Annotated in this window: 22 protein-coding genes and 1 pseudogene; 22 read left to right on the top strand and 1 reads right to left on the bottom strand. The window is 47.2% G+C overall.

Translation table 11 applies throughout. The annotated features are described in order from the left end of the window. The first annotated feature begins 41 nt into the window (after window positions 1-41). The 20 genes and pseudogenes from NLX78_RS19685 (at window position 42) to NLX78_RS19590 (ending at window position 22,681) form a co-directional block, all read left to right on the top strand. The gene (locus NLX78_RS19685; protein ID WP_254351338.1) at window positions 42-821 is read left to right on the top strand and encodes an amino acid ABC transporter permease; all 780 of its coding nucleotides are present in this window, start codon (window positions 42-44) and stop codon (window positions 819-821) included. Continuing rightward, entirely contained in the window at window positions 818-1,528 is a 711-nt protein-coding gene (locus tag NLX78_RS19680) for an amino acid ABC transporter permease (protein WP_061830372.1), read from the top strand. Before NLX78_RS19685 ends, NLX78_RS19680 begins: the two co-directional genes overlap by 4 nt. Further along, window positions 1,525-2,277 (top strand): amino acid ABC transporter ATP-binding protein, encoded by a 753-nt coding sequence (locus NLX78_RS19675; RefSeq protein ID WP_025722945.1) that lies wholly within the window; start codon window positions 1,525-1,527, stop codon window positions 2,275-2,277. Before NLX78_RS19680 ends, NLX78_RS19675 begins: the two co-directional genes overlap by 4 nt. A gap of 15 nt (window positions 2,278-2,292) precedes the next feature. Beyond that, window positions 2,293-3,309: an LLM class flavin-dependent oxidoreductase gene (locus NLX78_RS19670; protein WP_254325754.1), complete on the top strand. Its 1,017-nt coding sequence runs from the start codon at window positions 2,293-2,295 to the stop codon at window positions 3,307-3,309. Between the two features lie 56 nt (window positions 3,310-3,365). Then, the gene (locus NLX78_RS19665) at window positions 3,366-4,523 is read left to right on the top strand and encodes an amidohydrolase (RefSeq protein WP_254351337.1); all 1,158 of its coding nucleotides are present in this window, start codon (window positions 3,366-3,368) and stop codon (window positions 4,521-4,523) included. A gap of 153 nt (window positions 4,524-4,676) precedes the next feature. Further along, window positions 4,677-5,027: pseudogene (locus NLX78_RS26775) on the top strand (discoidin domain-containing protein); the annotation flags it as partial. A gap of 191 nt (window positions 5,028-5,218) precedes the next feature. Then, window positions 5,219-6,154, top strand: coding sequence for an ArsR family transcriptional regulator (locus tag NLX78_RS19655; protein ID WP_254351335.1), 936 nt, complete (start codon window positions 5,219-5,221; stop codon window positions 6,152-6,154). Between the two features lie 201 nt (window positions 6,155-6,355). Next, window positions 6,356-8,077, top strand: coding sequence for an ABC transporter substrate-binding protein (locus NLX78_RS19650; RefSeq protein WP_254351334.1), 1,722 nt, complete (start codon window positions 6,356-6,358; stop codon window positions 8,075-8,077). Between the two features lie 107 nt (window positions 8,078-8,184). Further along, the gene (locus tag NLX78_RS19645; protein ID WP_254351333.1) at window positions 8,185-9,138 is read left to right on the top strand and encodes an ABC transporter permease; all 954 of its coding nucleotides are present in this window, start codon (window positions 8,185-8,187) and stop codon (window positions 9,136-9,138) included. 15 nt (window positions 9,139-9,153) lie between these two features. Beyond that, window positions 9,154-10,080, top strand: coding sequence for an oligopeptide ABC transporter permease (opp4C, locus tag NLX78_RS19640; RefSeq protein WP_254351332.1), 927 nt, complete (start codon window positions 9,154-9,156; stop codon window positions 10,078-10,080). A 13-nt stretch (window positions 10,081-10,093) separates the two neighbouring features. After that, window positions 10,094-11,077, top strand: coding sequence for an ABC transporter ATP-binding protein (locus tag NLX78_RS19635; RefSeq protein WP_254351331.1), 984 nt, complete (start codon window positions 10,094-10,096; stop codon window positions 11,075-11,077). Then, window positions 11,070-12,038: an ABC transporter ATP-binding protein gene (locus NLX78_RS19630; RefSeq protein ID WP_235308217.1), complete on the top strand. Its 969-nt coding sequence runs from the start codon at window positions 11,070-11,072 to the stop codon at window positions 12,036-12,038. Before NLX78_RS19635 ends, NLX78_RS19630 begins: the two co-directional genes overlap by 8 nt. 262 nt (window positions 12,039-12,300) lie before the next feature. Then, a complete protein-coding gene (gene rpsN / locus NLX78_RS19625; RefSeq protein WP_254351330.1) occupies window positions 12,301-12,570 on the top strand; it encodes a 30S ribosomal protein S14 in 270 nt (89 codons plus the stop codon). 248 nt (window positions 12,571-12,818) lie between these two features. Continuing rightward, on the top strand, window positions 12,819-13,811 hold the full coding sequence (locus NLX78_RS19620; protein ID WP_254351329.1) for a cation diffusion facilitator family transporter: 993 nt from the start codon (window positions 12,819-12,821) through the stop codon (window positions 13,809-13,811). A gap of 206 nt (window positions 13,812-14,017) precedes the next feature. Then, entirely contained in the window at window positions 14,018-15,922 is a 1,905-nt protein-coding gene (locus NLX78_RS19615) for a heparinase II/III domain-containing protein (protein WP_254351328.1), read from the top strand. Window positions 15,923-15,950: 28 nt separating this feature from the next. Next, entirely contained in the window at window positions 15,951-17,861 is a 1,911-nt protein-coding gene (locus NLX78_RS19610) for a glycosyl hydrolase (RefSeq protein WP_254351327.1), read from the top strand. 56 nt (window positions 17,862-17,917) lie between these two features. Next, on the top strand, window positions 17,918-19,054 hold the full coding sequence (locus NLX78_RS19605) for a glycoside hydrolase family 88 protein (RefSeq protein ID WP_254351326.1): 1,137 nt from the start codon (window positions 17,918-17,920) through the stop codon (window positions 19,052-19,054). Window positions 19,055-19,452: 398 nt separating this feature from the next. Beyond that, window positions 19,453-19,947 carry an RDD family protein gene (locus tag NLX78_RS19600; RefSeq protein ID WP_254325744.1) on the top strand — a complete coding sequence of 165 codons (495 nt, stop codon included), beginning with the start codon at window positions 19,453-19,455 and terminating at the stop codon, window positions 19,945-19,947. A 473-nt stretch (window positions 19,948-20,420) separates the two neighbouring features. Beyond that, complete coding sequence (locus NLX78_RS19595; RefSeq protein WP_254351325.1) at window positions 20,421-22,388, top strand: ATP-dependent DNA helicase; 1,968 nt, start codon at window positions 20,421-20,423, stop codon at window positions 22,386-22,388. Further along, complete coding sequence (locus NLX78_RS19590) at window positions 22,382-22,681, top strand: DUF6509 family protein (protein ID WP_061831931.1); 300 nt, start codon at window positions 22,382-22,384, stop codon at window positions 22,679-22,681. Before NLX78_RS19595 ends, NLX78_RS19590 begins: the two co-directional genes overlap by 7 nt. A gap of 119 nt (window positions 22,682-22,800) precedes the next feature. Here the strand turns inward: NLX78_RS19590 and NLX78_RS19585 are convergent, their stop codons facing one another. Next, complete coding sequence (locus NLX78_RS19585) at window positions 22,801-23,163, bottom strand: hypothetical protein (protein ID WP_254351324.1); 363 nt, start codon at window positions 23,161-23,163, stop codon at window positions 22,801-22,803. Window positions 23,164-23,418: 255 nt separating this feature from the next. Here NLX78_RS19585 and NLX78_RS19580 point away from each other — a divergent pair, with 255 nt between their 5' ends. Together NLX78_RS19580 and NLX78_RS19575 are read left to right on the top strand one after the other, a co-directional pair. Beyond that, window positions 23,419-24,342 (top strand): PLP-dependent cysteine synthase family protein, encoded by a 924-nt coding sequence (locus NLX78_RS19580; protein ID WP_254351323.1) that lies wholly within the window; start codon window positions 23,419-23,421, stop codon window positions 24,340-24,342. 1 nt (window position 24,343) lies between these two features. Continuing rightward, the gene (locus NLX78_RS19575; RefSeq protein WP_250261516.1) at window positions 24,344-25,474 is read left to right on the top strand and encodes a bifunctional cystathionine gamma-lyase/homocysteine desulfhydrase; all 1,131 of its coding nucleotides are present in this window, start codon (window positions 24,344-24,346) and stop codon (window positions 25,472-25,474) included. The last annotated feature ends 38 nt before the right edge of the window (window positions 25,475-25,512 follow it).

Here is a 25,512-nt window from a genome sequence, read left to right as displayed (position 1 = left end):
TATGTATTCTGGCCGCTGATGTATAGAAAGGAGGCAGGCATATGAGCAGAGAGTTCAATATTGACTATGTTTTTAGCTTTATCCCGAAAATGCTGTCTTACTTACACATCACCTTGTTTATTGTGGCAAGCTCGCTTGTATTGGGGCTTATCATTGGTCTGTTGGTTGCGCTGCCTCGCATGTATAACATTCCATTTCTCAAACGTGTTTCTCAAGTGTATGTTTCCTTTTTTCGCGGAACACCTATTCTAATCCAATTGTTTCTGGTGTATTACGGCCTGCCGGAGCTACTAAAGCTGGTGGATATCAATTCCTCCAGATGGGATGTGCTGTGGTTTGCCGTAGCAACCTACGCGCTCAATAGTGGAGCCTTTATTTCCGAAATTATCAGGTCAGGAGTAGAGGCTGTAGATCGGGGACAAATCGAGGCTGCACAGTCCGTCGGCATGTCAGGCTATCAGACCTTTACACGTATCATTATGCCGCAAGCGCTGGCTGTCGTGGTTCCGGTATTTTCCAATCTGGTGATTGGCAATCTGAAGGATACTTCGCTGGCATTTACGATCGGAGCGATGGAGATGACAGGGAAATCACAGACATTAGGGTCGGCTACCCAGCATTTTGTTGAAACCTATATCGCGTTATCCCTCATCTATCTGGTGATCAGTCTGATTTTACAAAAATTGTTCAAGGCTCTGGAAAATACGCTTCTCCGGCATGAGCATCGGGATGCAGTGCAGAAAGAAGCCGAAAAACGAAAAAGTTTTGTGGTGCGTTACCTGAGAAGTCCCCGTCTTAGTAAAGGAGGTAAAGGCATATGAGTCTGGATTTTGGCTTTATATATACTGCCTTTTTAGGGTTGTTCTCCGCGTTGCCCAACACTTTAATTATTACGGTGGTTTCCGTACTGGCAGGGTTGGTCATCGGTATTATAACGGCGCTGGCGCGAATCTATAAGGTTCCTGTGTTGTCCCAGATTTCTCACGGTTACGTTACCTTTATCCGTGGCACACCGATGCTGATGCATTTGCTGCTTATTTATTTCAGTTTACCTTTGTTGATTGATGCGGGAGCGAAGCATTTCGGCTGGCCGCTGCAATCCAAAGATGTTCCTTATATGGTATTTGCACTCATTTCGTTTTCCATTACCAGTGGCGCGTATATGTCTGAGGTCGTCCGTTCTGGAATTCAATCGGTCAACAAGGGACAAATCGAGGCGGCTTATGCCGTCGGTATGACGACGTGGCAAGTGCTGAGACGGATTGTATTTCCGCAGGCGTTCGTGGTGAGTTTGCCAAACCTGACGAATTCCGTTATTGGGATGCTTCATGGCTCTACCTTGGCCTTCACGGTTTCGGTCACAGAAATCCAGGCACAGGCTGAGATTCTGGCATCTACCAACTGGAAATATTTAGAGGTATATATTGCAGCTGCACTGCTATTTTGGGGCTTGACGGTATTGATTGAACGAATATCCGGCTTGGTGGAGAAAAAAATCAATGTGTTTAATGGAGGTCGAGCATCATGATCCGTCTGCAAAATATTACGAAGTCGTTCGGCAAACATGAAGTGCTCAAAGGCATTGATTTGACCGTGAACAAAGGCGAGGTCGTCGTTATTTTAGGCCCGAGCGGTTCAGGTAAAACGACTCTGCTACGCTGCATTAATTATCTGGAAAAGCCGAATGATGGGGAAGTCAGCATTGGCGATTTTACAGTGAACTGCAAGCGACCTGCGAAGAAGGATGTTTTGGCTCTACGTCAAAAGACGGCTATGGTTTTCCAGCAATACAATTTGTTCAAGCATAAAACAGCACTGGAAAATGTCATGGAAGGACTTGTCGTTGTCCGCAAGGTCAAGCAGGAGGAAGCGAAAAAAATCAGCATTGAAGTGCTGGAAAAGGTCGGTCTGGGTGAAAAGCTGAATCATTATCCAAGCCAGCTATCTGGCGGGCAGCAGCAGCGTGTTGGCATAGCACGTGCTTTGGCGCTGAACCCGGAAGTGATTTTGTTCGATGAGCCGACTTCGGCGCTGGACCCTGAATTGGTGGGTGAGGTGCTGTCGGTGATCCGCAAGATTGCAAAGGAAGGTATTACGATGATTGTCGTTACACATGAAATGGGCTTTGCGCGCGATGTTTCAAATCATGTGGTATTTATGGATGGCGGTCATATTATCGAGGAAGGCACACCGGACGACATTTTTAACCACCCCAAAGAGGAACGTACCAAACAATTTCTGAAACGGATTACACCGGAGTATAACTATTCAATTTAGACGGGAGAGGGAGACATGAGTATTAAAATCGGAGTATTGGATCAAAGCCCCATACACGAGGGGGAAACGGCAGCGCAGGCCCTTCGTAATACGATTAAGCTAGCACAGCATGTAGAGGAATTGGGATTTACGCGCTTCTGGGTATCAGAGCATCACGATTCCGAGCAGGTTGCGGGCTCTTCGCCAGAGGTACTCATTTCCCATTTGCTGGCACGCACTGAGCGTATTAAAGTCGGTTCTGGTGGAGTGATGCTTCAGCATTACAGCCCTTATAAAGTAGCTGAAAACTTTAATGTGCTGTCCTCTCTTGCACCGGGTCGCGTAGATTTGGGAATCGGACGCGCACCGGGCGGGTTGCCGAAATCCACACAGGCGTTACAACGAAACATTCATGATGCGCCTTCTCTCGAAGAAAAAATTGATGAAGTAAGTCGCTATATTCATAATATTCCGTCTGAAGAAGGACCGTTAGCCGGGTTACAGGCGAATCCGATTCCAGAAATACCAGCAGATATTTACGTTTTGGGTACGAGTACAGACAGTGCTGGAATTGCTGCGCGTTTGGGGTTGCCCTACGTTTTCTCGCAATTTATCAATAGTAATGAGCAGGTTGCATTGGAATCATTCCGTACGTATCGGGCATCTTTCGATTATAGTTATGGACGTGAGCCGAAAGCCCTTTTTGCGCTTTCAGTCATCGTAGCGGACACTTCCGAGGAAGCTGCAGAGTTAGCAGGTGAGCACAAGCTGTACAAAATTCATCTGGCCAGTGGCAAGACGGCTACGGTGGGCACGCTGGAAAGTGCAGAAGAGTTTGGCAAGCAATCGGGTGAAGAATATACAATTGAAGCTACACAAGCGCAAATTAACAAAGGGAATAAAGACGAAATCTATGCTGTGCTGACGGAAATTCAAGCGAAGTATCAGGCCGATGAGCTGATCGTTACGACAGGAATAAGAGATATACACAAGCGTGTGCGCTCGTTCGAGTTGTTGCATGAAGCTTTTGCCGGATTGCCTGTGCAGTCCTAGATGTTGTTGGTCTGAGAGAATTGTAACTATTTTGGGTTCACGAAGGAGGAATAGGGATGAGTGGATCAACCGGGACGAAAGAGCAGGTTTTGGAGCAGAAGCTGGTGGACATTCGCCGCCATCTGCATCGAAATCCTGAATTATCTAACGAGGAGGTTGAAACTACCGCCTTTATCCGCCGTCTGCTGGAAGAACAGAACATAACCATTCTGGATGTGCCGCTGCGTACCGGATTAGTTGCGGAAATCGGCGGACAGCAGGAGGGACCAACTGTCGCGCTTCGTGCAGACATTGATGCGTTGCCCATTCAGGAGGAGACGGGATTGCCTTATGCTTCGGTGCACCCTGGCAAGATGCATGCCTGTGGGCATGATTTTCATACCGCATCCCTGTTAGGAGCAGCCATACTCTTGAAGCAGCGGGAGCAGGAGCTGAAAGGCACGGTTCGGCTGGTGTTCCAGCCAGCCGAGGAAAAGGCCAAAGGCGCTGCCCAAGTGCTGGACAGCGGTGCGTTGGCAGGGGTGCAGGCCATATTTGGCCTGCATAACAAGCCGGACCTGCCCGTAGGCACGGTCGGCATCAAAGAAGGTCCGCTAATGGCAGCGGCAGATGGTTTTTACATCGAGGTGGAGGGTCTGAGCACACATGCGGCAGTGCCGCATGCAGGGATTGACCCCATCGTGGTATCGTCACATATCATTACGGCGCTGCAATCCATTGTGAGTCGGAGCGTTAATCCGCTGGATAGCGCGGTCATTAGCGTCACGAAGCTGCACAGTGGCAACGCCTGGAACATCATTCCAGACCGCGCCCATTTGGACGGAACCATTCGCACATTTGACGAGAATGTTCGCGCCCAGGTGACTGAGCGCTTCGAACAGGTCGTAAAAGGCGTTGCCGATGCTTTCGGCACGAAAGCGACCATCCGCTGGATCGAGGGTCCTCCGCCTGTGCTGAACGACGGTAAGTTGGCCGCCATCGCGGAGGAGGCGGCAGAAGCGGTCGGTCTTGACGTAGTTCGTCCCATACCATCCTCGGCGAGCGAGGATTTTGGGTTTTATCAGAAGAACATCCCCGGTGTATTTGTCTTTGTTGGCACTGCGGGAAGCCAGGAATGGCATCATCCTGCCTTTGATCTGGACGAACGCGCGTTGCCCGGAACAGCGAAGCTGCTGGCCTCACTGGCAGATTCGGCACTGAAATCCATAGAGTAAGAGTGCGAGCCTAGTCTATGGATACTGATCCCCTCCTTGTAGAGGGGATATTTTTGTTTGACGCTATATCATTCCAACGATATTTCAAAATTGTAATTTAATTCAAAATCAAGAGTGGGTGTAATAAGAGAGTAGGCGTTGTCCTTTTAGATGTCTCGTTTCCCAAGCGTGACTAACGGCGATGAGGGTCCCATCGATCCATCACCTGATGAAAACGTAAACATTGCGCCAGCTGCAACGGTCAGCACTTTTTATACTTCGCCTTGGGAAAATGTGAGCGCGCTTAATGATGGATTTGACCCAACCAGCTCTAATGATCGAAGTCATGCCGTGTATGGTAACTGGCCTGAGACAGGTACACAATGGGTCCAATATGATTTTGATCAAGAATATACGGTATCCCAAACGGATGTCTATTGGTTCAAAGATGGCGCTGGCGTTGATGTTCCTAAGTCTTACAAGATTAAGTACTGGAATGGTCGAAGCTGGTCCAATGTCAAGCAGGAATTCATAGCTGAACTGTTAGAGTCTGATGAGATCAGGCTTTTTTTGCGTCTTGATTATGATGCTTGTTACGTTCATATTTGTATCTGTGTTTTGCTGAATTCTCGTAAGAATAAATCACTAAGAATGAACGGGTGTACGATAGTATGTATAATGGACATCAGATATGAAAGAAAAGAGGACAGAAAGCGATGAGTCACGACGTGAATGCTCCTTACGATGTACATGTAGCATATGGACCGGTGTTTGAGTTGCTCAGCAGCTTACACACCTTAATTTGCCGCAAGGCTTACAAGAAGACCGATTTATCAGCCGAGTGGGTGGAGCAAGTGCGTGGAACGCTGTCTCCAGGTTTGTCCGAATTGCTGGAGTCCATGGAAATCAATGCAGATTGGAAGGTTATTTATGGACTCGTCTGTATGCTTTCTGATCAGGGGAACGTTGAAGAGGTCGTAGACCGTCTGGAGAACCGAACTGTACAGGAATTAAACGAACAGGCATCAGCCTATGGGATACCGCTGCCTGACGACATGGAGAAGCTTCGCAAACTTGCTTTGCAGCTGCTATCCGGTTGGGATAAAGAGTATTTTCGTCATGTGGATACAAGGATTCTAAGCGGGCTGAAACAGGAAGCGGAACGCAGAAACCGGGAGAAGGGCGCATATAGCTCTATGGAGTGGGTGGATTGTACAACTAATGGCTTCCGATTCGAGCCTTCCGAAGGGTTGACGCAGGTGTTGCTGGTACCGCAATATCATTTTCAGCCGATAAATATTATTTATCGATTTGGGTCGCTCCTGTTGTGCCATTACTCGGCAGGAATTTATGTTCAGGAGGACGATTTTTTATCCCCACAGGAATATCGAATGATCCGAAGCTTGGGGGAGAAGAGCAGGCTCAAGATTTTAAAATATTTGTACCAAAGCCAGTCTCCACGCACCTTTATTGAGATTGTTCGTCATCTCAAGCTGTCCAAGGGAATCACGCACGACCATATTTTTAAGCTTCGTGCCTCTGGCTTCATCCATGCACATTTTGATGGTGAAACATTGCTCGGCTATAGCGCACGGCTTTCGGCTGTGGATGAAATGCATCGGAGCATCCTGGGCTATATGGAGCGAAATTAGGCTGCACGCACCAGTTAGACTTTAACACTTTAAACAAATAGAGGCCGACCATTTGGAATCCAGATGAGTGGACGTCTATTTTTTTACATAAAAATGGAGTTCTCTCTTTACAGAACCGGAATAGATTCCTATAATGAGATTTATCTTATTAATTACAACTTGTTCGATCGGAATTTACTAAATTAACTTGGGGGGATTATTTTGAAAAAGGGAATTATTCTACTCAGCAGTCTACTTCTGGCAAGTTCTACCTTATTAGCAGCTTGCTCTAGTGGTGGATCAGATAGCGCTAGCGATGCTACTTCGCAAAATAGTGATGCCGCACAGACAGCCGCTACAGCGCAGTCATTAACAAGTCTGGTACAAGCTTCTGATTTATCCAAATTGCCGGAAGTGTCCCAAAAGAGAAGCGACACGATTATTGTTGGTCTGACTGACCCAGCTGGGGTGTTTACTCCGTATTTTAACCAAAGCGGCTATGACGGCAACGTGATTTCGCAGTTGTGGACTCCGCTGGTCACGGTAGACGAGAAGGGGCTTCCGCTGCCCAATCTGGCTAAGAGCTGGGATATTTCCAAGGATAATCTAACGTATACGTTTCATCTGGTTCCCGGTACAAAATTCAGTGATGGCTCTCCTTTGACAGCTGAGGATGTCGCTTTTACCTGGACGTTGATCTATGACAAAGCCTATCCTGGTGACAGCCAAATCCGAAAGCTGAATATTAAAGGCGGCAAAGACTATACGGAAGACAAGGCAAAACAAATTGCAGGAATCAAGGTGATTGATGAGCAGACCATTTCTGCGACGTTGGAAAAACCAAACGCGCTGGCTCTGCCGATTCTGGGTGAGTATGTACTGTCCAAAGCCTACTACGGCAAGGATTACAAGTTCGGAGAGCTGGATTATTTTAAAAATCTACATAGTAGCCCTCTGGGAAATGGGGCTTATAAGTTAGAAAAATTCATTCCGGGGCAAGAAGTTCGTCTAGAGGCGAATGATTACTTTTTCAAAGGCAAACCGAAAACACAGCATTTCATTTACAAAACAGCAGAAGGCGACGCTTGGCAATTCATAGAAACAGGCGATACCGATTTTGCATCCTTCACCGCAACGCAGGAGAATATCGACAAACTAAAAGGGCTTGGCTTTTTAAACATTTTGCCGTATACCCCTAGCACTTACGGATATTTGCAAGTCAATCTGGAAAATGAAAAGCTGAAGGATAAAAAGGTTCGTCAAGCATTGACCTATGGAATGGATCGGAAAAGCATTTATGTCGACGCAGCTCAGGGAGCAGGGGCGGTCGCCAACATTCCAGCTTCCCCAATATTCTGGTCTTACACGACCGATAGAATCAATCCATACAACTACGACCCGGAGCAAGCAAAAAAGCTACTGGATGAAGCGGGTTGGGTAGAAGGTAGTGACGGTATCCGTGAGAAAAACGGACAGAAGCTGACCATCCACCTGCTGACCTCTAAACGTCCAGAAACAGACACCTTTATTGCGCTTGCGGCTGAAAATTACAAAGCGATTGGTGTTGACCTTCAGCCGGAAATCTTTGCAGACTTTAATGCAATGGTCGCCAAAGTAGAAGGTAAAGATTATGATCTTGCCGCCTTCTCGACAGGCATGCTGACAGATCCATCAGATGGAATCGAGCAATTCGTCAATGGAGAAGTCAAGGGATATAACAATCCAAAGGTAAAAGAGCTATATGAAAAAGGCTTGTCTACAACGAATATGGAAGAACGGAAGAAAATATATCAAGAATTATATGTACTGCTAAACGATGAACTGCCCGTTATTTTTACCAACTATAAGAAGACGGTGTATGCCTACAATGGTCGGATGGAACATGTAAAGGTCAGTCCGTTCATTGGCTTGTCTGGTAATCTGTTCGAATGGTCCCTTAAATAAGCCACATTTGCGGGCCCCTTGTGAAGAACATCAGGTTCAGATCAAAGGGCCTCCCAAATGGGGGAAACGTAATGAGTAGCCTGACCTTGAATTGAAAGGAGTCTGTCATGAGCTCGTTTTTAACGAAAAGACTGACGTATATGGTTATTATTTTGTTGGCTGCTTCGATGATGATTTTTTTCCTGTATGCCATGACACCGGGAGATTTCATTAGCGGCAATCTGAAGCTGTCGCCAGAGAGAAAGGCGGAGCTGAGGGAAATTTACGGCCTGAATAAGCCTATTCTTGAACGCTATGGAAATTGGCTAGGCAATGCGCTGCACGGCAATTTTGGTTATTCGCTTGCTCAGCAGAGGCCGGTGCTGACCTTATTTAATGAGTACATCTGGAACTCGTTTTTGCTGGCCGTTGTATCGACCTTCCTGACCTGGTTTATCGCGGTCATTATCGGTGTGATTGCTGCTTATAAGCAGTATTCATGGTTTGATACTCTGGTAATGGTGGTGATTTTCGCTGCCATGTCTGTGCCCTCTTTTTTTATCGGGTTGTATCTGATTAAAATCGCAGCGGTTGACCTGAAGTGGTTGCCACCCGGTGGCATGCTCAATACGGGCAGTAACGCTACAGGTATGGATTATGTGAAGGAGGTTCTCCAGCATATGACCTTGCCAGTGATCGTTATGACGCTGCTGGGACTGGGGTCGTTGACCCGCTACTTCCGTAGCAATATGATCGATGTGATCCAGCAGGATTATATACGCACAGCCCGTGCAAAGGGCTTAAAGGAAAGAAAGGTACTTTTTACGCACGCATTGAGAAATGCTTTACTGCCTGCTATTACGCTCGTTGGCTTCGAATTACCTGCGCTGTTTGGCGGGTCCCTGATTATTGAAAAGATTTTTAATTGGCCGGGAATCGGTCAGTTGTACATGCAATCCTTTTCGCTCCGGGATTATCCGCTACTTATGGGCTTTACGATGCTAATTGCCATATTGAGCGTGATCGGGACACTGTTGTCCGATATTTTGTATCGCATCGCGGACCCGCGTGTGAAAGTGTAAGAAGGGGGCTAAGGAATGTCATCCGTGAGCAGTAATTTGAGCAAGAGCAACGGCAGACTGCGAGCAACTGTTAAATCTTCAATGTGGCAGCAAGCGCTCCGGCAGCTGTTCAGAAACAAGCTTGCTATGGCTGGTCTGCTCGTCGTGGTATTTATGTTTTTGCTCTGTTTTATCGGTCCGTTATGTTCTCCTTATTCCGATAATAAAACAAATATATTAATGATGAACAAGGCGCCCAATATCCATCACTGGTTAGGAACAGATAAGCTGGGACGGGATGTGCTGACACGTGTGATGCAGGCAGGTCAAATTTCTCTGACCGTGGGTTTGGCTTCAATGGTATTGTCAGTCTTTTTGGGGGCTACGCTGGGGGTCATATCCGCATATTTTCGCGGGATTGCGGATCAGATTATTATGCGCGTTGCTGATTTGCTGCTGACAATTCCCAGTTTGCCGCTGCTATTTATTATGGGCGCGCTGCTATCTGACTGGAAGGTTCCACCCGATCAGCGGATGTATATTGTCATGCTGATGCTTAGTCTGGTCAATTGGCCGGGGATTGCACGGATGGTGAGGGGCCAGATGCTTAGTTTGCGGGAACGTGAATTTATGCAAGCCGCGACGGTACTGGGACTCTCGAATCGTCGAAAGCTGTTCAAACATCTGCTGCCGAATATTTTACCGTTGTTGATCGTTATCGCTACATTGAATATTGGCGGAGCTATCTTGAGTGAATCTGTACTCAGCTTCTTTGGCCTTGGTGTGCTGCCCACGACACCAACTTGGGGCAATATGATTGATGCCGCCAACAATGTGCTGGATTTTCAGCAACGACCGTGGTTGTGGATACCGCCAGGACTGTCTATTTTCGCTACAGTCATCGCTATTAATATTTTTGGTGACGGGCTGAGGGATGTACTTGACCCGAAACATAAGAGGTAGGTGATCATACACCATGGACAATTTACTTTCCATTGAACATTTAAGCACTCATTTTTATACAGAAGAAGGAACGGTTAAAGCGGTGGATGATATCAGCTTCCGTGTGAAGCCAGGGGAAACGGTATGCATTGTCGGTGAATCGGGATGCGGCAAAAGTATTACCGCGATGTCGATCATGGGTCTGATCCAGAGTCCTGGTGGTAAAGTGGCAGGCGGAAGCATCCGCTTTGAGAAAACCGATCTGCTAGAGCTTAGCAGAAATGAGATGCGCACGATTCGCGGGCATGGAATCTCCATGATCTTTCAGGAGCCGATGTCTTCATTGAATCCAGTCATGACCATTGGCGAACAGCTATCCGAACCACTGATTGAGCATTTGAAAATGGGCCGTAAGGAAGCTCGTAAGTGGGCACTGGAGCTGATCGAACAGGTCGGTATATCCCGGCCGGAGCAGATTTTAAAAAGCTATCCGCATGAACTGAGCGGGGGGATGCTACAGCGAATTATGATTGCCATTGCTGTTTCTTGCGGTCCCAAGCTGCTTATTGCGGATGAGCCGACCACGGCGCTGGATGTAACGATTCAGGCGCAAATTCTGGATATGCTGCGTGAGTTTAAAGCTCAATCCAATATGTCGCTCATGCTAATCACCCATGATCTGGGTGTTGTCGCCGAAATGGCTGATTACGTCATTGTGATGTATGCAGGCAAGATTGTCGAGGAAGGCGAAGTGGTCCAGCTGTTCAATCATCCTAAGCATCCTTATACACAGGGGTTACTAAAATCCAAACCGGTGCTTAATCAGCGCCAAGAGGAACTGTATTCCATTCCCGGGCAGGTCCCTAATCCGCTGGAGCTGACGACTTCCTGTTATTTTCACGACCGCTGTGGGCATTGCATGGACATTTGTCGTGTAAAGGAGCCTACATTAAAGGAAGTTTCAGCTCAGCAGAAAGCATCCTGCTGGTTATATGAGGAGGCGGTTGTTCATGGCTGAGCCGTTGTTGGAAATAGACCGCTTAAAAACGTACTTTCCGGTGAAGTCCGGGTTTATGAACCGTACTTCAGGACATGTGCGGGCGGTAGACGATATCAGCTTTACGATCCGTCAGGGTGAAACCTTTGGATTGGTAGGGGAATCGGGGAGCGGTAAAAGCACGGTGGGCCGCACGATTGTTAGATTGACGGATAAAACGGACGGTACCGTAAAATACAAAGGGGTGGATCTGCACAGCTTGTCTGCCAAAGGGATGCAGGAGCTTCGTCCCAAAATTCAGCTGATCTTTCAAGACCCATATAGCTCGCTGAATCCGCGTGTACGGATTGGTGATGCCATTGGTGAGGCGCTACTGGATCACGATATAGCAACGAAGGAGGAGGTCCGGCAGATTGTGCTGGACGTGCTCAAGCTATGTGGATTGTCAGAGTATCATATCGACCGTTTTCCCCATGAATTTTCGGGAGGTCAACGCCAACGGATCGGCATTGCCCGAGCGCTGGCGCTTCAGCCGGATCTAATTATCGCTGATGAGCCGGTATCAGCGCTGGATGTGTCCATACAGGCGCAGATTATTAACCTATTCGCCAAATTGCAGGCCGAACGGGGTCTGACATATTTGTTCATCTCGCATGATTTGAGCGTGGTGGAACATTTGTGTTCCCGTATTGGCGTGATGTATTTAGGCTCCATGGTCGAAACGGCATCGCGTGACGAGCTATTCGGGAATCCGTTGCATCCGTATACGAAGGCGTTGCTGTCGGCTGTACCTATTCCGGTGCCGAAGCTGAAGAGAGAACGTATTTTGCTCAAGGGGGATATTCCAAGTCCGGTTAATCCGCCTTCGGGCTGCAAGTTCCATACTCGCTGCCCCTTTGCAATCGACCGTTGCTCCAAAGAGATTCCACTCTATCGTGAGGCTCGTCCAGATCATTGGGTAGCTTGCCATTTGGCTGAATGAACAGAGCTAGTCAATAAATTTTAAAGCCGTTGAAACGGCAGACCGATCACAAGAGTGAACGGGGCTACTGTTTCAACGGCTTTTTAATGTTGTGATTCAAACCGCTTGGGTTGACAACACACCTGGAGTAACGTTATATTAAATATTAATCGTAATGATTACTATTTAATATGTGAAATCAAGTCCATATCCGTGTTCATCCATCTCGTGGTAGTGAGGGTGAACCTTCATGATTGGCATATATCACAAGGAGGAGCTTTACATGGCCAAGAAGTCAAAAGTCGTAAAAGAGAAGAAACGCCAGGAAATTGTAGCTAAATATGCGGACCTGAGACGTGAATTGAAAGCAAAAGGGGACTACGAAGCTTTGCAAAAGCTTCCGCGTGACTCATCTCCAACCCGCCTGAAAAGCCGTTGCGAGCTGACAGGCAGACCTAGAGGATACTTGCGCAAATTCATGCTGTCTCGTATCGCGTTTCGCGAGTTGGCACATAAAGGCCAAATTCCAGGAATTACGAAATCAAGCTGGTAAATAGGCACTTATGTCAATCGTCAGCGCATGGAGATTATCTGTGTTGTTAACCTGAGGGTATGTCTGATAGAAGATTGTAACGGGAATGCTTCATGTCGTAGGGGACATGGGGCATTCCTTTTCCATGGAAAATATTATCGTTTGTATTGATTCTCCTCAGATGGTTAGGTAGAATATGGACGGGTTAAAAATAATACATAACAAACGATAATATATCAGATTATGTATACCTCAGGAGGAGCTACAAGATGGAAGTGAAAGAGAGAGAGGACTCCTTTTGGAGTATGGTCAAAAAAGGAAACAAATCCTCAGGCTCGGCGGCGTTAGGGAATACCGGCATTGCTCTGATTAAGGGGATTGCTTTTGCCTTGACAGGCAGCGGTTCTATGTTTGCTACGATGATGCATTCCATTGCGGATGCAGTGAATCAAATGTTTGTATTCGCGGGCAGTGTACTGGCAGAGAAAAAACCGACAAAACGCTTTCCTACCGGCTTTGGACGAGTGATTAACCTGTTCTGTATGGTTGCCGTTATTGTCGTAACGATTATGGCCTATGAAACCGCATTGGAAGGCATTCATTTGCTGCAGCATCCGGCTGAATCTACACATGGATTTTGGATTAATGTTATAGTACTGATTTTGTCACTAGTGGTGGACGGATTTGTATGGAGCAAAGCGATGAAAGAAGTGCTGCATGAATCCAGAGTAGAAGCGAAGGGGTTAGGCATTTTCACCTCTGCGTTCCGCCATGTGGGGCGTGCTGCACCGCCAACCCGGCTGGTGTTTTATGAAGATTTGGTAGCAACAACGGGTGGAGTACTCGCTTTGCTAGCAGTGGTGGTCACATCGCTGACAGATTTTAAACTGCTGGACGGCATTTCAAGTATTCTCATCGGTTGTCTGATGGTCGGTGTTGCTTTCCGGGTCGGTTACGACAACATGGTAGGTTTGATCGGTGTATCTGCTCCTCCTGATATCGAAGAACGTGTGGCTTCCATTATTCTCGCAGATACGCATGTTACTGATATTTATCAAATGCGTATTTTACAGGAGGGACGCTATTATCACGTGGAAGGGTTGATTGAGCTTACGCCGGGCATGACGCTGGCAGATGCTGACGATATTAAATTTAGAGTCGAGGACGCTTTGCTGCGTGATCCTAATATCTCAGATGCAGCACTGGGTATTCTGGAGGATGACGGGATTAGAAAGTGGAAACAAGAGAACCCCACAGTTTAGAAAACATGATCAAAGCGAATCTGGACGGAGATTGGCACTAGTGTAAAACAAGAACTTCCATGACCACGGCAACGGGGCATAGAGGTTCTTTTATTTTTTCTCAATTGTTTTGCTACCCCTTTGAATTTACAATGATTGTTAGATACAATGAAAGCGTTAACAAAAAAGAAGGTGAAACAAATGCTTCTCATGAGGAGGAAATGCAGATGAGTCTTCTGAGGGAGGCTTGGCCTGCTTCGCGGCTCGTTAAGGCGCTGGCTGGCGGCATGCAGGATTCAGCAAGGCAACGGTTAAGGAGTAATTGGACAAAAAGGCTACGGACGACTGTCTCTGAGCCGATATACGCCGAGCTTTGGATGGATATTGAGCGTGTCTGTAAAGATAATCGGGAAACATCATGGCCTGAACTGCCGTTGTCTCTGTTTCGGCAATTTGCTAATACAGGAGAGCGCAAGCCGTATGAGGATGTGTACTTTGAACGGCGTGGACGACTGGTTGCTATAGTGCTGGAAGCTGTTGTCAAGCCGGAGCCTCGAAAGATGAAAGAGGTGGAAAGCGGTCTGCTGGACATATGCAGTGAGTACACATGGGCGCTTCCTGCACATGTCAATGAAGAGGACACCGTAACACCGCCTTGGCAGCAGGTGGATTTATTCGCGTCCGAAACAGCACAAACGCTGGTTGAAATTTTATTGCTGCTAGGAGAACAACTGGCTAGCCATGTAGTCGCTCAGGTGCACGAAGAGATCGAACGTCGTGTACTGGAACCCGTTTTTTGGAAGCCTCGTCATTTTGGATGGGAAACCGCAGATCATAACTGGTCGGCAGTATGTGCTTCCGGTTGCGGAATTGCAGCACTGCTGCTGGTAGAAGATGACTCTTCCAGAGCGGTAGCCATCGAGAGTATGCTGGGCGCGCTGGATTGTTTTTTGGCAGGCTATAGTGAGGACGGGGGATGCCCCGAAGGCGTAGGATACTGGGTGTACGGCTTTGGTTATTTCATTTATTTTGCCGATATGCTGCGTGAGTTTACCGAGGGAGCTGTGGATATTCTGAACTCGAAAAAGGTTAGGCAAATTGCAGCCTTTGCAGAGCGGGTTCATCTGTCGAATGGAATTTTCGCTAATTATTCGGACAGTAGTGAAACTGAACGATTGCCTTCCGGACTCATCTCTCAGTTGAATTCATTGCAAGAACGACCATCTACACTCCCTTTCCGCGTACCTGGTCTGTTGGAAGACCCCTGTCGCCGCTGGGCTCATGTATTGCGTAACCTGGTTTGGACGAATTCTTTGGCATTTGGGAGCGGTGAGACCGTTGCCAATTATTTGCCGCAACTCGGTTGGCTGATGTGCCGCAGCCGCAGTTCCAGCCATAGTGGACCCAGAAGCCAAAAGGGTGAATCAGGTGTCATGCTTGCTTTTTCAGCGAAGGCTGGGCATAACAATGAACCGCACAATCATAACGATCTTGGACATTTCATCCTTCATGGCGGTGGCGAAAATCTATTGTGTGATCTGGGAGCAGGCTTGTACACGAAAGCCTATTTTTCACCGGGACGAGAGTCAATTATTAATATCTCCTCTAGTGGTCATTCTGTGCCTGTCATCAATGGGACTATGCAGCAATCGGGCGCAAAGGCAAAGGCGGTTGTGCTGGATATGGCTTTGGATGAGCAGGAGGAGGTACAGACGGGCACAAGGCTTAAGCTTGATTTGACATCTGCTTATCCCGTAGAAGAATTGGCGGTCTTCACCCGCTCCTTTATATGGAATGTGCTGGAGGGAAATGAGGGGGCAAGGCTTACCGTCACCGATCATTTTGAGTTTGAAACGTCTGGCGTGAGCATGAAGTCATGGGATGTGGAGGAGTTTTTCATCAGTTGTATTCAGCCTAATCTGGGAGCAGGCTTCGTAGAATGGAAGGGAGCGAACGCAGTCGTCAGGCTAGATTATGATGCCGGCGTGCTGCGGTCGGGGTTGGAGGCTGTGAAGCACATAGATCATGACGGAGCTCCCTTTGTGTTTTATAAAACATCGCTGCAACTAGACTCCAATCACTGGAGCGATTCTGCAAGCGTAGGTTGCAATCTGTTTTTTACCATACATTAATTTTCATTTTGAATGGGAGGCAGACAGGATGAATAAGCTGCAGACAGGCAGCGTGTACCCTTGGCAGACGGAGCTGGAGAGATTTATAGAACAGGTGGAAAGCGCGCCAAATCGAGTGAATGACGGATGGACTCACCAACGTAAGCTGGCCGTGCTGGAAAAGCTGGTTCGCGCATATGCCCTGCATCAGGATGATACCGGAGCTATCATTGACCCCCATTCTGATAGTGAACGGTACTACTCCACCCCGTCCTATGCGTTGGCAGCGGCGGTGTTGGTCAAAGAAGGCCGGCATGATTTACTGGAATCTGCTGCTGCGGCCTTGACGCATAGCATAGCTTGTGTAGTGGAGGAAAAAGCTCCAGATCACCACCCAGACTTTTTTCCAATTATGATGATGGGCGCGTATCGGCTCCTTAAAAATCTTGTGCCAGAGCAAGCCACGGCTTGGAAACAGCAACTGAGCAGGATTCAGCCGGAGCAGACCTACATTTTTACGATGAGCAAAATGAAAAATCCGAACCGGATGATCAACTGGAATGCGATTATGATTTCCGGCGAGTTTTTGCGTGCAGCGGAAGGAATTGCAGCCGATTCGGAATGGATGGAGACGTATATCCGCAGCTACCACCTGCCTCGTTTTACCGGCTTGGGCCTGTACCAGGATGGACCGCTGGATCGGCCCAATAGTCCATTTGCCTACGATATCGTTACACGTTTTCATTTGGGCGTAATGCTGGAGAACGGATATGATGGCAGCTGCGCACTCGAACTGCGTGACCACCTTCGCAGGGGAGCGCTCAGCACATTGCTGGCGCTATCCCCGCACGGGGAAATTCCGCCGCGTGGAAGAAGCGCGCAGCATCAGTGGAACGAAGCGGCGGCGGCCTTTGTCTTTACAACACATGCTCAGCAGGCTTATACAGCAGGAGAGCATGGGCTCGCAGGTGCGTTCCGACGGGCAGCAGATCTATGCTGGCAAGCCATTAGCCGCTGGCAGACCGATGACGGCAAGCTGCATATTGTCCGCAACCATTATTCGTCCGAGGCACGGCATGGCTTTGAGGTGTACTCGAATCATACCTGCTACAGTCTGTGGACGTCGGCTGTGCTGGCCCACACCCTTCTACATGGTGAGGAGATGGATCGCATTTCCCCAACCTTCATCCCGGCGGAGATCGGCAGCCGGGTGTTGGCAACGGACGGTTGGTTCCAGACTGTCATTGCAGCCGTAGAGGGGCAGCAAATGCTTGTGCAAACATCGGTCAACGATCCGTACAATGTTCCGGGCATCGTGCGTATTCAGCAGTCTGCGCTGCCGTCGCTGATCGGTCCGTCCTCAGCAGGTCATGCAGACCGCGGCTTTACAGGCTTCGCGGAGGGAGATATTTACCCGCTAAGCTATACCCCGGCCTGGCAAACGGAGGACGGAAAGTGGCACAGCTTGTCGGAAGGTATTCCTGGTACGCTGGAGTTCGACCGGGATGGAGGGATTGACCCGCAGGATGGTGGAGGAACCGTACAGATGGAACAAAGCTCAGCGTCTGACGGAGCAACGGATTTTACACTCCTGTGGAAAGGCCCATTTCCGGGAGTGAGGGAAATCCGAACGCATTATTGTCAGGTACCCGGCAAAATTGAAGTGGCGTATGAGCTTCAAGGCAATATTCAGAATGTAGGGGCGCTTATTCCCTTAATGGCGTATGACGGTCGGGAGCGCAGCGTTATTCATCATGTCATGTCAGCCGGGGAAGAAACGGAAAGCATTCGAGTAGAATACGCAGGTGCAAGCCTCGAAGTCATCCCGACGACGGAAGGAACGAACGTGGTATGGCCGGAAGAATTAGCTTCCGTGGCCTGTCGGAATGGGTTACTTAAGGGAGCGCGTCTGGAATGTGAAAGTAATTGCATTTCCTTTATAATTCGGTTACCTGAATAGATAGAGCTAGAGCCATAAATAAGATTTAACATGTGGAAAAAGGAGAGGAAAAAGAAATGACGAAAGCAGAAGCGTGGCTGGAGCAATCGTGGGAGCTGGCTTTGGATAAGACGCTTGCCTTGGCGGCAAGACTGGGAGACGCTTTTCCACATGTTGCTGAGGGTGGACGTTATGATAATCGTGAAGAAGCGTGGTGGACAGCAGGTTTTTATCCGGGGCTGCTGTGGCTAGTCAATCGGACGCGTCCTGACAGTGTGGCTGCCGGGGTTGCACAGCGGTGCGAGGGTCGTTTGGAAAAAATACTCTATAATAGCGAAGCTGTAGACCATGATCTTGGCTTTATTTGGCTGCTCAGCGGTGTGGCCGCCTATCGGCTGACCGGAGATTTAGAGTCCAGAAGACGTGGGCTGTTGGCTGCCAATCTGCTGGCTGCCCGTTTTAACGTGAATGGCCGTTTTATTCGCGCGTGGAACTTCCCCTCGAAGGACATGGATACACGGGGCGTTGCGATTATAGACAGTATGATGAATCTACCCTTGCTTTATTGGGCTTCGGAGGAAAGCGGAGATCCGCGTTTTGCCGCTCTCGCTGTGCAGCATGCAGATACTGTAGCACGTGAATTTGTCCGTTCGGACGGCTCTATCGCACATGTAGTCGAATTCGATCCGGAGATTGGAAAAAAGGTCGCCGAGCATGGCGGACAGGGATTTGCTCCCGGTTCTGCCTGGGCACGCGGCACGGCTTGGGCTTTGTATGGTTTTACGCTTTCGTACGGGTACACGCGCGATTCGCGTTATTTGAAGGTGGCCGAGAACACGGCTGATTTTTTTCTATCCCAGCTGGGTGATGCTTGCCTGCCTGTGTGGGATTTTAGAGCAGAGGAAGAGCACCGCGGGGCATGGGATTCATCGGCTGCGGCAATTGCGGCCAGTGGTTTGCTGGAGCTGGCAAAATATTCGGCGCGTGCGGAGCATTTTACAGAAGCTGCAGAATCTATCCTCGAGGGCTTGCATCATACGTGTACAGCGTGGGGCGAGGAGCATGAGGGATTGCTGTTGAACGGGACCGTACATTATCCTGAGCAAAAATACATCAACGTTCCCATTATCTATGGCGATTATTTCTTTGTCGAGGCATTGGCAAAGCTGCGCGGTGAAGAAGGTTTGTTTAGTGTTGAATGCAAAAAAATATAGTGTATAAGCGTGCAAGAACGAACTCATATTTAATCGTCCTATAATTTGTCAGATTTACGGAATGAATTGTGAGACAGCGTGTGTGTAATTTTATTACATATACGCTGTTTTTTTATGCATGAAAAGGCTGGATTTATTTCGATGCCAAAGTACTACTTATAGGGGGTTAAAAGATTGTAGCTGCGCTTAAATTGTACTCAATCAGAGAAAAATGAATATATATAAGCTCTTAATTCCTATGAAAATTTTCATTTTGATGCATGGAAATAGGTCCTTTTACTTGTTTAAGAGCATTTGCTCGTAAATTGACAATATAGGTGGGTAACCGTATGATATCTTCTTGGATAAAGGGATAAACTGGATTTTAAATCTCATTTGCAAAAGGAGTCATACATATCATGACAGCAACAAGTGATAGTACAAAAAGAATATACGGAGGATTTTGGATAAGAACAGCAGCGTTTTTGATTGATCTGATCATCCTTACTGCCATAGTCCTTTTAGTAGGGGGCGCAATTTACATTATCCCAGATCTTCTGGGCATAAAGGAGACGGGTTTCATACAAGTACTGCTTATGTTGTGGCCGCTGATTCTTTGGCTCGTGCTACCATGGCTGTATTGTGGTTTATGGGAGTCATCGAAAGTTCAGGCTACACCGGGTAAGCTTGCGTTCTCTTTGGTTGTCGTGGACAAGGAAGGAAAACGCCTTGGATTTTTACACGCCTCAGGGCGTTATTGGATAAAGGCTATTTCTTTTGTAATTGCTCATATTATTTATATTGTGGTTGCTTTTACTGCCAAAAAACAGGGACTCCACGATCTTTGTACCAACACCTTTGTTGTACATAAAAAAGAATTGCAGCGATATGAGCAGCAATCGTCTTTTCTGTAAGTATTAGAGGAGATCACCAAAGCTTCTGTTTAATGCATATTCTTCAATTAACAAGAAACCAGCTAATGCTTGCAATACATTAGGTGGTTATTTGTTTTTTTATTTTGTTAATGTGTTTTACTTTTTTTGTCAGGAAAGCAAGACATTTTTCATTTATAAAATAACGATACTACGGTGGTGTGCAGCGTAGTGGAGGATTTGAATATGGAGAAGCGTAGCGTTCGCCTTTGCCATGGGATTCTTACCTTTTAAAGGTTTATGAAAATCTGAGAATCCCGGGGCAACAGCGATCGTAGGATCAAATGCTACACGTAGCGTCTCACTCAGACAAAAGTATGTCCCTTTATTTTAAAGGGATTCTTATAGCGAAATAAAAAATGTAAGCTGTTCTTACAGTTTTCATGTTCTTTTTAGCTTGTTTTGCGTTATAATGAAAGGATGCACATTATGAACGAATTGGAGGCACAGCCCGATTGACTACTTACCCTTTTGCCTTTGATCCGTCCAAGCCGTTTATTGAGCAGGCAAGTGACTGGATTGCGGATGTATTTTATGAAGTTTTGCCTGAAGTCGGCTTTGAGGTTCGGGATGAACAAATTTATATGGCATTCCAGCTAGAACGTGCCTATAAGGAAAAAAAGACCATTTTTGCAGAAGCAGGTGTGGGTACTGGTAAAACGCTCGTATACCTGCTGTACGCTATTGCATATGCCCGATACATGAGAAAACCGGCGATTATCGCCTGTGCGGACGAATCGTTAATTGAACAATTGGTAAAGCCGGAAGGGGATATTGCCAAGCTGGCACAGCATTTGAATCTGACGATTGATGCCAGATTGGGGAAGTCGCCGGATCAGTATATTTGTCTGAATAAGCTAGATGAAGTGCGAGGCGGACTGGATGAGGACGCAGATGTTTTCCGTGATATTTATCAGGAACTGCCGGATTTTGTTCATTTTCCAGATACGTTACAATCCTTTACTCCTTACGGGAACCGAAAGGAATATCCCGAGCTAACAGATGGACAGTGGAGCAGACTCGGATGGGATGTATTTCAAGACTGTCTCGTTTGCCATCAGCGGCATCGTTGCGGTCAGACGTTGTCTCGTGATCATTACCGTAAAGCGGCAGATCTGGTCATCTGCTCTCATGACTTTTATATGGAGCATGTATGGACCTACGAAGCGAGAAAGCGCGAGGGTCAGCTGCCGTTGCTGCCGGAGCACAGCTCTGTTGTCTTTGACGAAGGGCATTTGCTGGAGACAGCGGCACAAAATGCGCTTACCTACAAGCTTAAGCACGCTCAGTTTGAATCTATAATTACCCGATTGCTGGAGGGAGAAGTACGGGAATCTTTGGCAATGACGATCGAAGATGCGATCTCCCAAAGTGAGGCTTTGTTCGCTGCGCTTGATAAGAACAGTCAGCCTGTACAGGGTTCTAATCGCAAGGAGTTCATTCTGAATGAGTCACTGATTCGAGAGGTAAACCGCTTTGGTGAACTGATCGGCACGATCGAAGAAGAGCTTGTATTTGAAAGCGGGCTATTCTCTTTGGATGAGTATCAAGTCAAAATTGTGGAAGAACATTTGGAAATGATTCAAACCGCGTTGGCTTTGTTTAAGCGTCCTGAACTTCTCATTTCGTGGGTGATGGAGGATCAGGATGGATTAACGCTTGTGGTTATGCCGAAGATGGTAAAAGAGATTCTCAAAGAACGAGTATTTGCCCAGCATATACCGATCGTATTCTCTTCAGCTACACTTTCCGTAGAGAGCTCTTTTGACTATATGGCGCAGAGTCTCGGTATTAAAAATCCGCTAACGTTTTCTGTTGCTTCACCTTATGACTACAGCGATCAGATGCAAGCTGCCCTGTACCCGTTGCAAGCGGGGGATGATCCAATTCCGAGAGCACTGGCACTGCTGGAGAAATCACAGGGAAGAGCGCTTATCCTGTTTCCTTCACAGGAAGAACTGGCTGCATTCCAGACGGGTCTCGTTGCCTACCCGGAGGCGTCTGCCTATCGTTTTCTGTACGAAGGTTCGGCTGAAATCAGCCATCTGATCTCAGCTTTTCAGAATGATGAGGAAAGTGTGTTGTGCGCTGTTACATTATGGGAAGGATTGGATATTCCTGGACCTTCTCTGTCGCACGTCATTATCTGGTCACTGCCATTTCCTCCGAATGATCCGGTTTTTACGGCTCTGCGCAAGGATGCAGCAGATCCGTTTATTCAGATAGATATGCCTCACATGGCACTTAGACTCAGACAAGGCATAGGGCGTTTAATTCGCTCGCGTAATGATCGGGGCTGGATATCCATCATGGGCCAGGATTTGAGTCGTCAAGAAGTACGAACACAAGTTGAACAACTACTGCCTGCGGGCGTAGAATGCACCGTAATTGAAGGAAACCCGGGGGGAATAAAAACATGTTGAACTTTACAACGTACACAGTAGATCAGATTAAAGATGCTTTTGGTATTTTGACTGGACAGCGTTATGAATTTATCATTGATGTAGAGGTAGAGGAGGACGACGAGCTATACACTGAAAACGGACTGTATATCCGTTGTCTTTATTTAGTAGACGAAGAAAAGACGGGACTGCTAAAGTATGAATTAATTGAAAAAGTAACGAATCGTTACATTGATCTTGAACTTGAAGATGATGAGTTGCAAGCTGTTGAGACCTTCTGTAAAGAACATGTACAGGATGAAACAGTGAAGTAATAGTATAGAACACTTAGCTAGCAAAGCTGGTATATAGCAAACATATAATGAAGATATCAAGGAGTCCTGACATGATCAGGCTCCTTATTTTTATGGCCATTGAAGAGAACTTATTTGCTTTAGCGCAGTCTATCCCACACATTCACCATAAACAGCATAGTCCCCCCGGCGAGTAACACCCATCCTATGACGATCCAAACTCCAGCCTCTGGAACCTTGTAATTTTCACCTATAATCGCCAATATCAACACGGGCAGACCGATATTATGCATCCAAAAATGGATATGTGCCAGAATAGTAACTGAAAGTGCAGGAAAGGTCACATAGATCAGACCTATAATTCCAAGTGCAATCCAACCCAGCAAATGGGTATGAGACTGAACATTGGACAGGCTGTAATCACCCGACACGCCAATAATTACACTAAGCAGCACACTAAGGGCAAAATATACGGCAGCTATCTTCAGAAATTGATTTCCCATATATGAACTCCTCCTTATGTTGCACAAGGATATTTTGTGACATCTTCTCTATGATATCGAGCAAGTAGGCAGGGGGTGTGGGTATTGTGACTGGTCCATTTGACAAAAGCTTCAAATACACATAAAATCTTATTGCATCAATACTTACCGTATTACTGTGTTTTCTCGGAGATGATAGCGAACTTCTCCGACAATAGGCGTTAATTTTTGACCATTGGTTTATTTTGGATTCGCCATTAAAAGGAGCTTGAAATTATGAATGTATATCAAAATACCCTTGAACTCATCGGACGCACGCCATTAGTGGAGCTGAACAGCTATTCTCTACCGAGAGGAATTCGCCTGTTTGCGAAGCTGGAGTTTATGAATCCCGGCGGCAGCGTTAAGGATCGGGTGGGGAAGGCTCTAATTGAAAAAGCATTAAAAACAGGTCAGCTGAAGCCAGGGGGGACATTAATTGAAGCAACAGCAGGCAACGCAGGTATTGGTCTTGCGATGGCAGCGCTTCATTATAATATCTCGGTTATTTTTGCTGTGCCTGAGAAGTTCAGCCAAGAGAAGCAGGACCTGATGAAGGCATTGGGAGCACGCATCGTTCATACCCCGACAAGTGAGGGGATGAAAGGAGCTATCGAAAAAACAAAAGAATTGGCTACTGAAATAAAAGATGCATACTTGCCACGGCAATTCAGTAATCCGGATAATCCCGAGGCATACTATACGACAATGGGACCTGAAATATGGAACGATCTGGACGGAAAAGTGGACGTATTTGTGGCAGGTGCAGGCTCGGGGGGAACGTTTATGGGAACCTCGCGTTATCTTAAGGAACAAAATGCAGCCCTTAAAACGGTCATCGTGGAGCCAGAAGGGTCCATTTTGAATGGCGGCGAGTCAGGCCCACATAAAACGGAAGGAATTGGCATGGAATTAATCCCTGAATTTGTGGATAAAGGATATTTTAATGCCATTCACACCATTAGCGATGTCGATGCTTTTGACCGTGTCAAGGAACTGGCTGCACGTGAAGGTCTTCTCGTTGGCAGTTCTTCAGGGTCTGCTTTACATGCCGCTTTACTGGAAGCAGAAAATGCACCGGATGGCGCACATATTGTCACCATTTTCCCGGATAGCAGCGAACGTTATCTGAGCAAAAAAATATATGAAGGCGGGATATAAAATGAAACGCAAAACAAAACTGATTCACGGCGGGCTTCCTACCGATCCCCATACAGGCGCAGTTAACGTTCCTATTTATCAGGTAAGCACTTATGAGCAAGAGGAAATTGGCGTCCATAAGGGATACGAATATTCGCGTACAGGCAATCCGACCCGGTTTGCTCTGGAGGAGCTGATCAAGGATCTGGAGGAAGGAAAGCGTGGTTTTGCTTTCGGTTCGGGTATGGCAGCCATTCATGCGGTATTTTCACTATTTAACGCAGGGGATCATATTTTGCTGACCGATGATGTATACGGAGGCACCTACCGTATTGTAAGCAAAGTGCTCAGCCGTATCGGAATTGAATCCACATTTGTGGATACGACTGACCTGGAAGCCATCTCCAAAGCAATTCGTCCGAATACGAAGGCATTGTATGTCGAAACGCCAACGAACCCGCTTTTGAAGGTTACTGATATCCGTGCTGTTTCGGAGCTTGTAAAAAAACATGATCTTTTACTGATCGTCGACAACACATTTGCTACCCCTTATTGGCAGACGCCAATTACACTTGGGGCTGATATCGTCATTCACTCTGCTACCAAGTATTTGGGCGGCCACAGCGATGTTGTAGCCGGTCTGGCTGTTGTGAACAGCGACGAGCTGGGAGAACAACTGCATTTTCTGCAAAACGCCATTGGTGCTATTCTGGGCCCGCAGGATTCTTGGTTATTGATCCGCGGTATTAAAACATTGGGTCTGCGTATGGAAGCGATTGAGCAAAATGCGAAGGAAATTGCAGCCTTTTTGGAAAAACATCCGAAGGTTAGCAAAGTGTACTACCCTGGATTGGAAAGCCATGCACAACATGAACTGTCCAAAACCCAGGCTGAAGGCTTTGGCGGCATCATTTCCTTTGATGTAGGTAGTGACGCTGACGCGGTTGCACTTTTGAAAAAGGTGAAATATTTTACACTAGCTGAAAGCTTGGGAGCGGTTGAAAGTCTGATTAGCGTTCCGGCACGTATGACGCACGCCTCTATTCCGGTAGAACGTCGTGCAGAGTTAGGCATTACCGAAGGTTTGGTACGGATTTCGGTTGGGATTGAAGATCTGGAAGATTTGATCGAAGACTTGCAGGCAGCATTGTAAGAAAATAATCGTAATGATCAAGAGAGGTAGCTGAGGCT

The sequence above is a fragment of the Paenibacillus sp. Lou8.1 genome (genome assembly GCF_024213565.1).
Taxonomy (GTDB): domain Bacteria; phylum Bacillota; class Bacilli; order Paenibacillales; family Paenibacillaceae; genus Paenibacillus; species Paenibacillus polymyxa_B.
Note: the sequence above shows the minus strand (reverse complement) of the source record. Positions and strands in the feature narration are given on the sequence as shown.

Coding starts and splice junctions, on each gene's coding strand:
- NLX78_RS19655 (WP_254351335.1), top strand. CDS start 5,219: ATGAGTCACGACGTGAATGCTCCTTACGATGTACATGTAGCATATGGA.
- NLX78_RS19675 (WP_025722945.1), top strand. CDS start 1,525: ATGATCCGTCTGCAAAATATTACGAAGTCGTTCGGCAAACATGAAGTG.
- NLX78_RS19575 (WP_250261516.1), top strand. CDS start 24,344: ATGAAACGCAAAACAAAACTGATTCACGGCGGGCTTCCTACCGATCCC.
- NLX78_RS19645 (WP_254351333.1), top strand. CDS start 8,185: ATGAGCTCGTTTTTAACGAAAAGACTGACGTATATGGTTATTATTTTG.
- NLX78_RS19685 (WP_254351338.1), top strand. CDS start 42: ATGAGCAGAGAGTTCAATATTGACTATGTTTTTAGCTTTATCCCGAAA.
- NLX78_RS19590 (WP_061831931.1), top strand. CDS start 22,382: ATGTTGAACTTTACAACGTACACAGTAGATCAGATTAAAGATGCTTTT.
- NLX78_RS19630 (WP_235308217.1), top strand. CDS start 11,070: ATGGCTGAGCCGTTGTTGGAAATAGACCGCTTAAAAACGTACTTTCCG.
- NLX78_RS19665 (WP_254351337.1), top strand. CDS start 3,366: ATGAGTGGATCAACCGGGACGAAAGAGCAGGTTTTGGAGCAGAAGCTG.
- NLX78_RS19585 (WP_254351324.1), bottom strand. CDS start 23,163: ATGGGAAATCAATTTCTGAAGATAGCTGCCGTATATTTTGCCCTTAGT.
- NLX78_RS19620 (WP_254351329.1), top strand. CDS start 12,819: ATGGAAGTGAAAGAGAGAGAGGACTCCTTTTGGAGTATGGTCAAAAAA.
- NLX78_RS19580 (WP_254351323.1), top strand. CDS start 23,419: ATGAATGTATATCAAAATACCCTTGAACTCATCGGACGCACGCCATTA.
- NLX78_RS19610 (WP_254351327.1), top strand. CDS start 15,951: ATGAATAAGCTGCAGACAGGCAGCGTGTACCCTTGGCAGACGGAGCTG.
- NLX78_RS19605 (WP_254351326.1), top strand. CDS start 17,918: ATGACGAAAGCAGAAGCGTGGCTGGAGCAATCGTGGGAGCTGGCTTTG.
- opp4C (WP_254351332.1), top strand. CDS start 9,154: ATGTCATCCGTGAGCAGTAATTTGAGCAAGAGCAACGGCAGACTGCGA.
- NLX78_RS19615 (WP_254351328.1), top strand. CDS start 14,018: ATGAGTCTTCTGAGGGAGGCTTGGCCTGCTTCGCGGCTCGTTAAGGCG.
- NLX78_RS19670 (WP_254325754.1), top strand. CDS start 2,293: ATGAGTATTAAAATCGGAGTATTGGATCAAAGCCCCATACACGAGGGG.
- NLX78_RS19600 (WP_254325744.1), top strand. CDS start 19,453: ATGACAGCAACAAGTGATAGTACAAAAAGAATATACGGAGGATTTTGG.
- rpsN (WP_254351330.1), top strand. CDS start 12,301: ATGGCCAAGAAGTCAAAAGTCGTAAAAGAGAAGAAACGCCAGGAAATT.
- NLX78_RS19635 (WP_254351331.1), top strand. CDS start 10,094: ATGGACAATTTACTTTCCATTGAACATTTAAGCACTCATTTTTATACA.
- NLX78_RS19680 (WP_061830372.1), top strand. CDS start 818: ATGAGTCTGGATTTTGGCTTTATATATACTGCCTTTTTAGGGTTGTTC.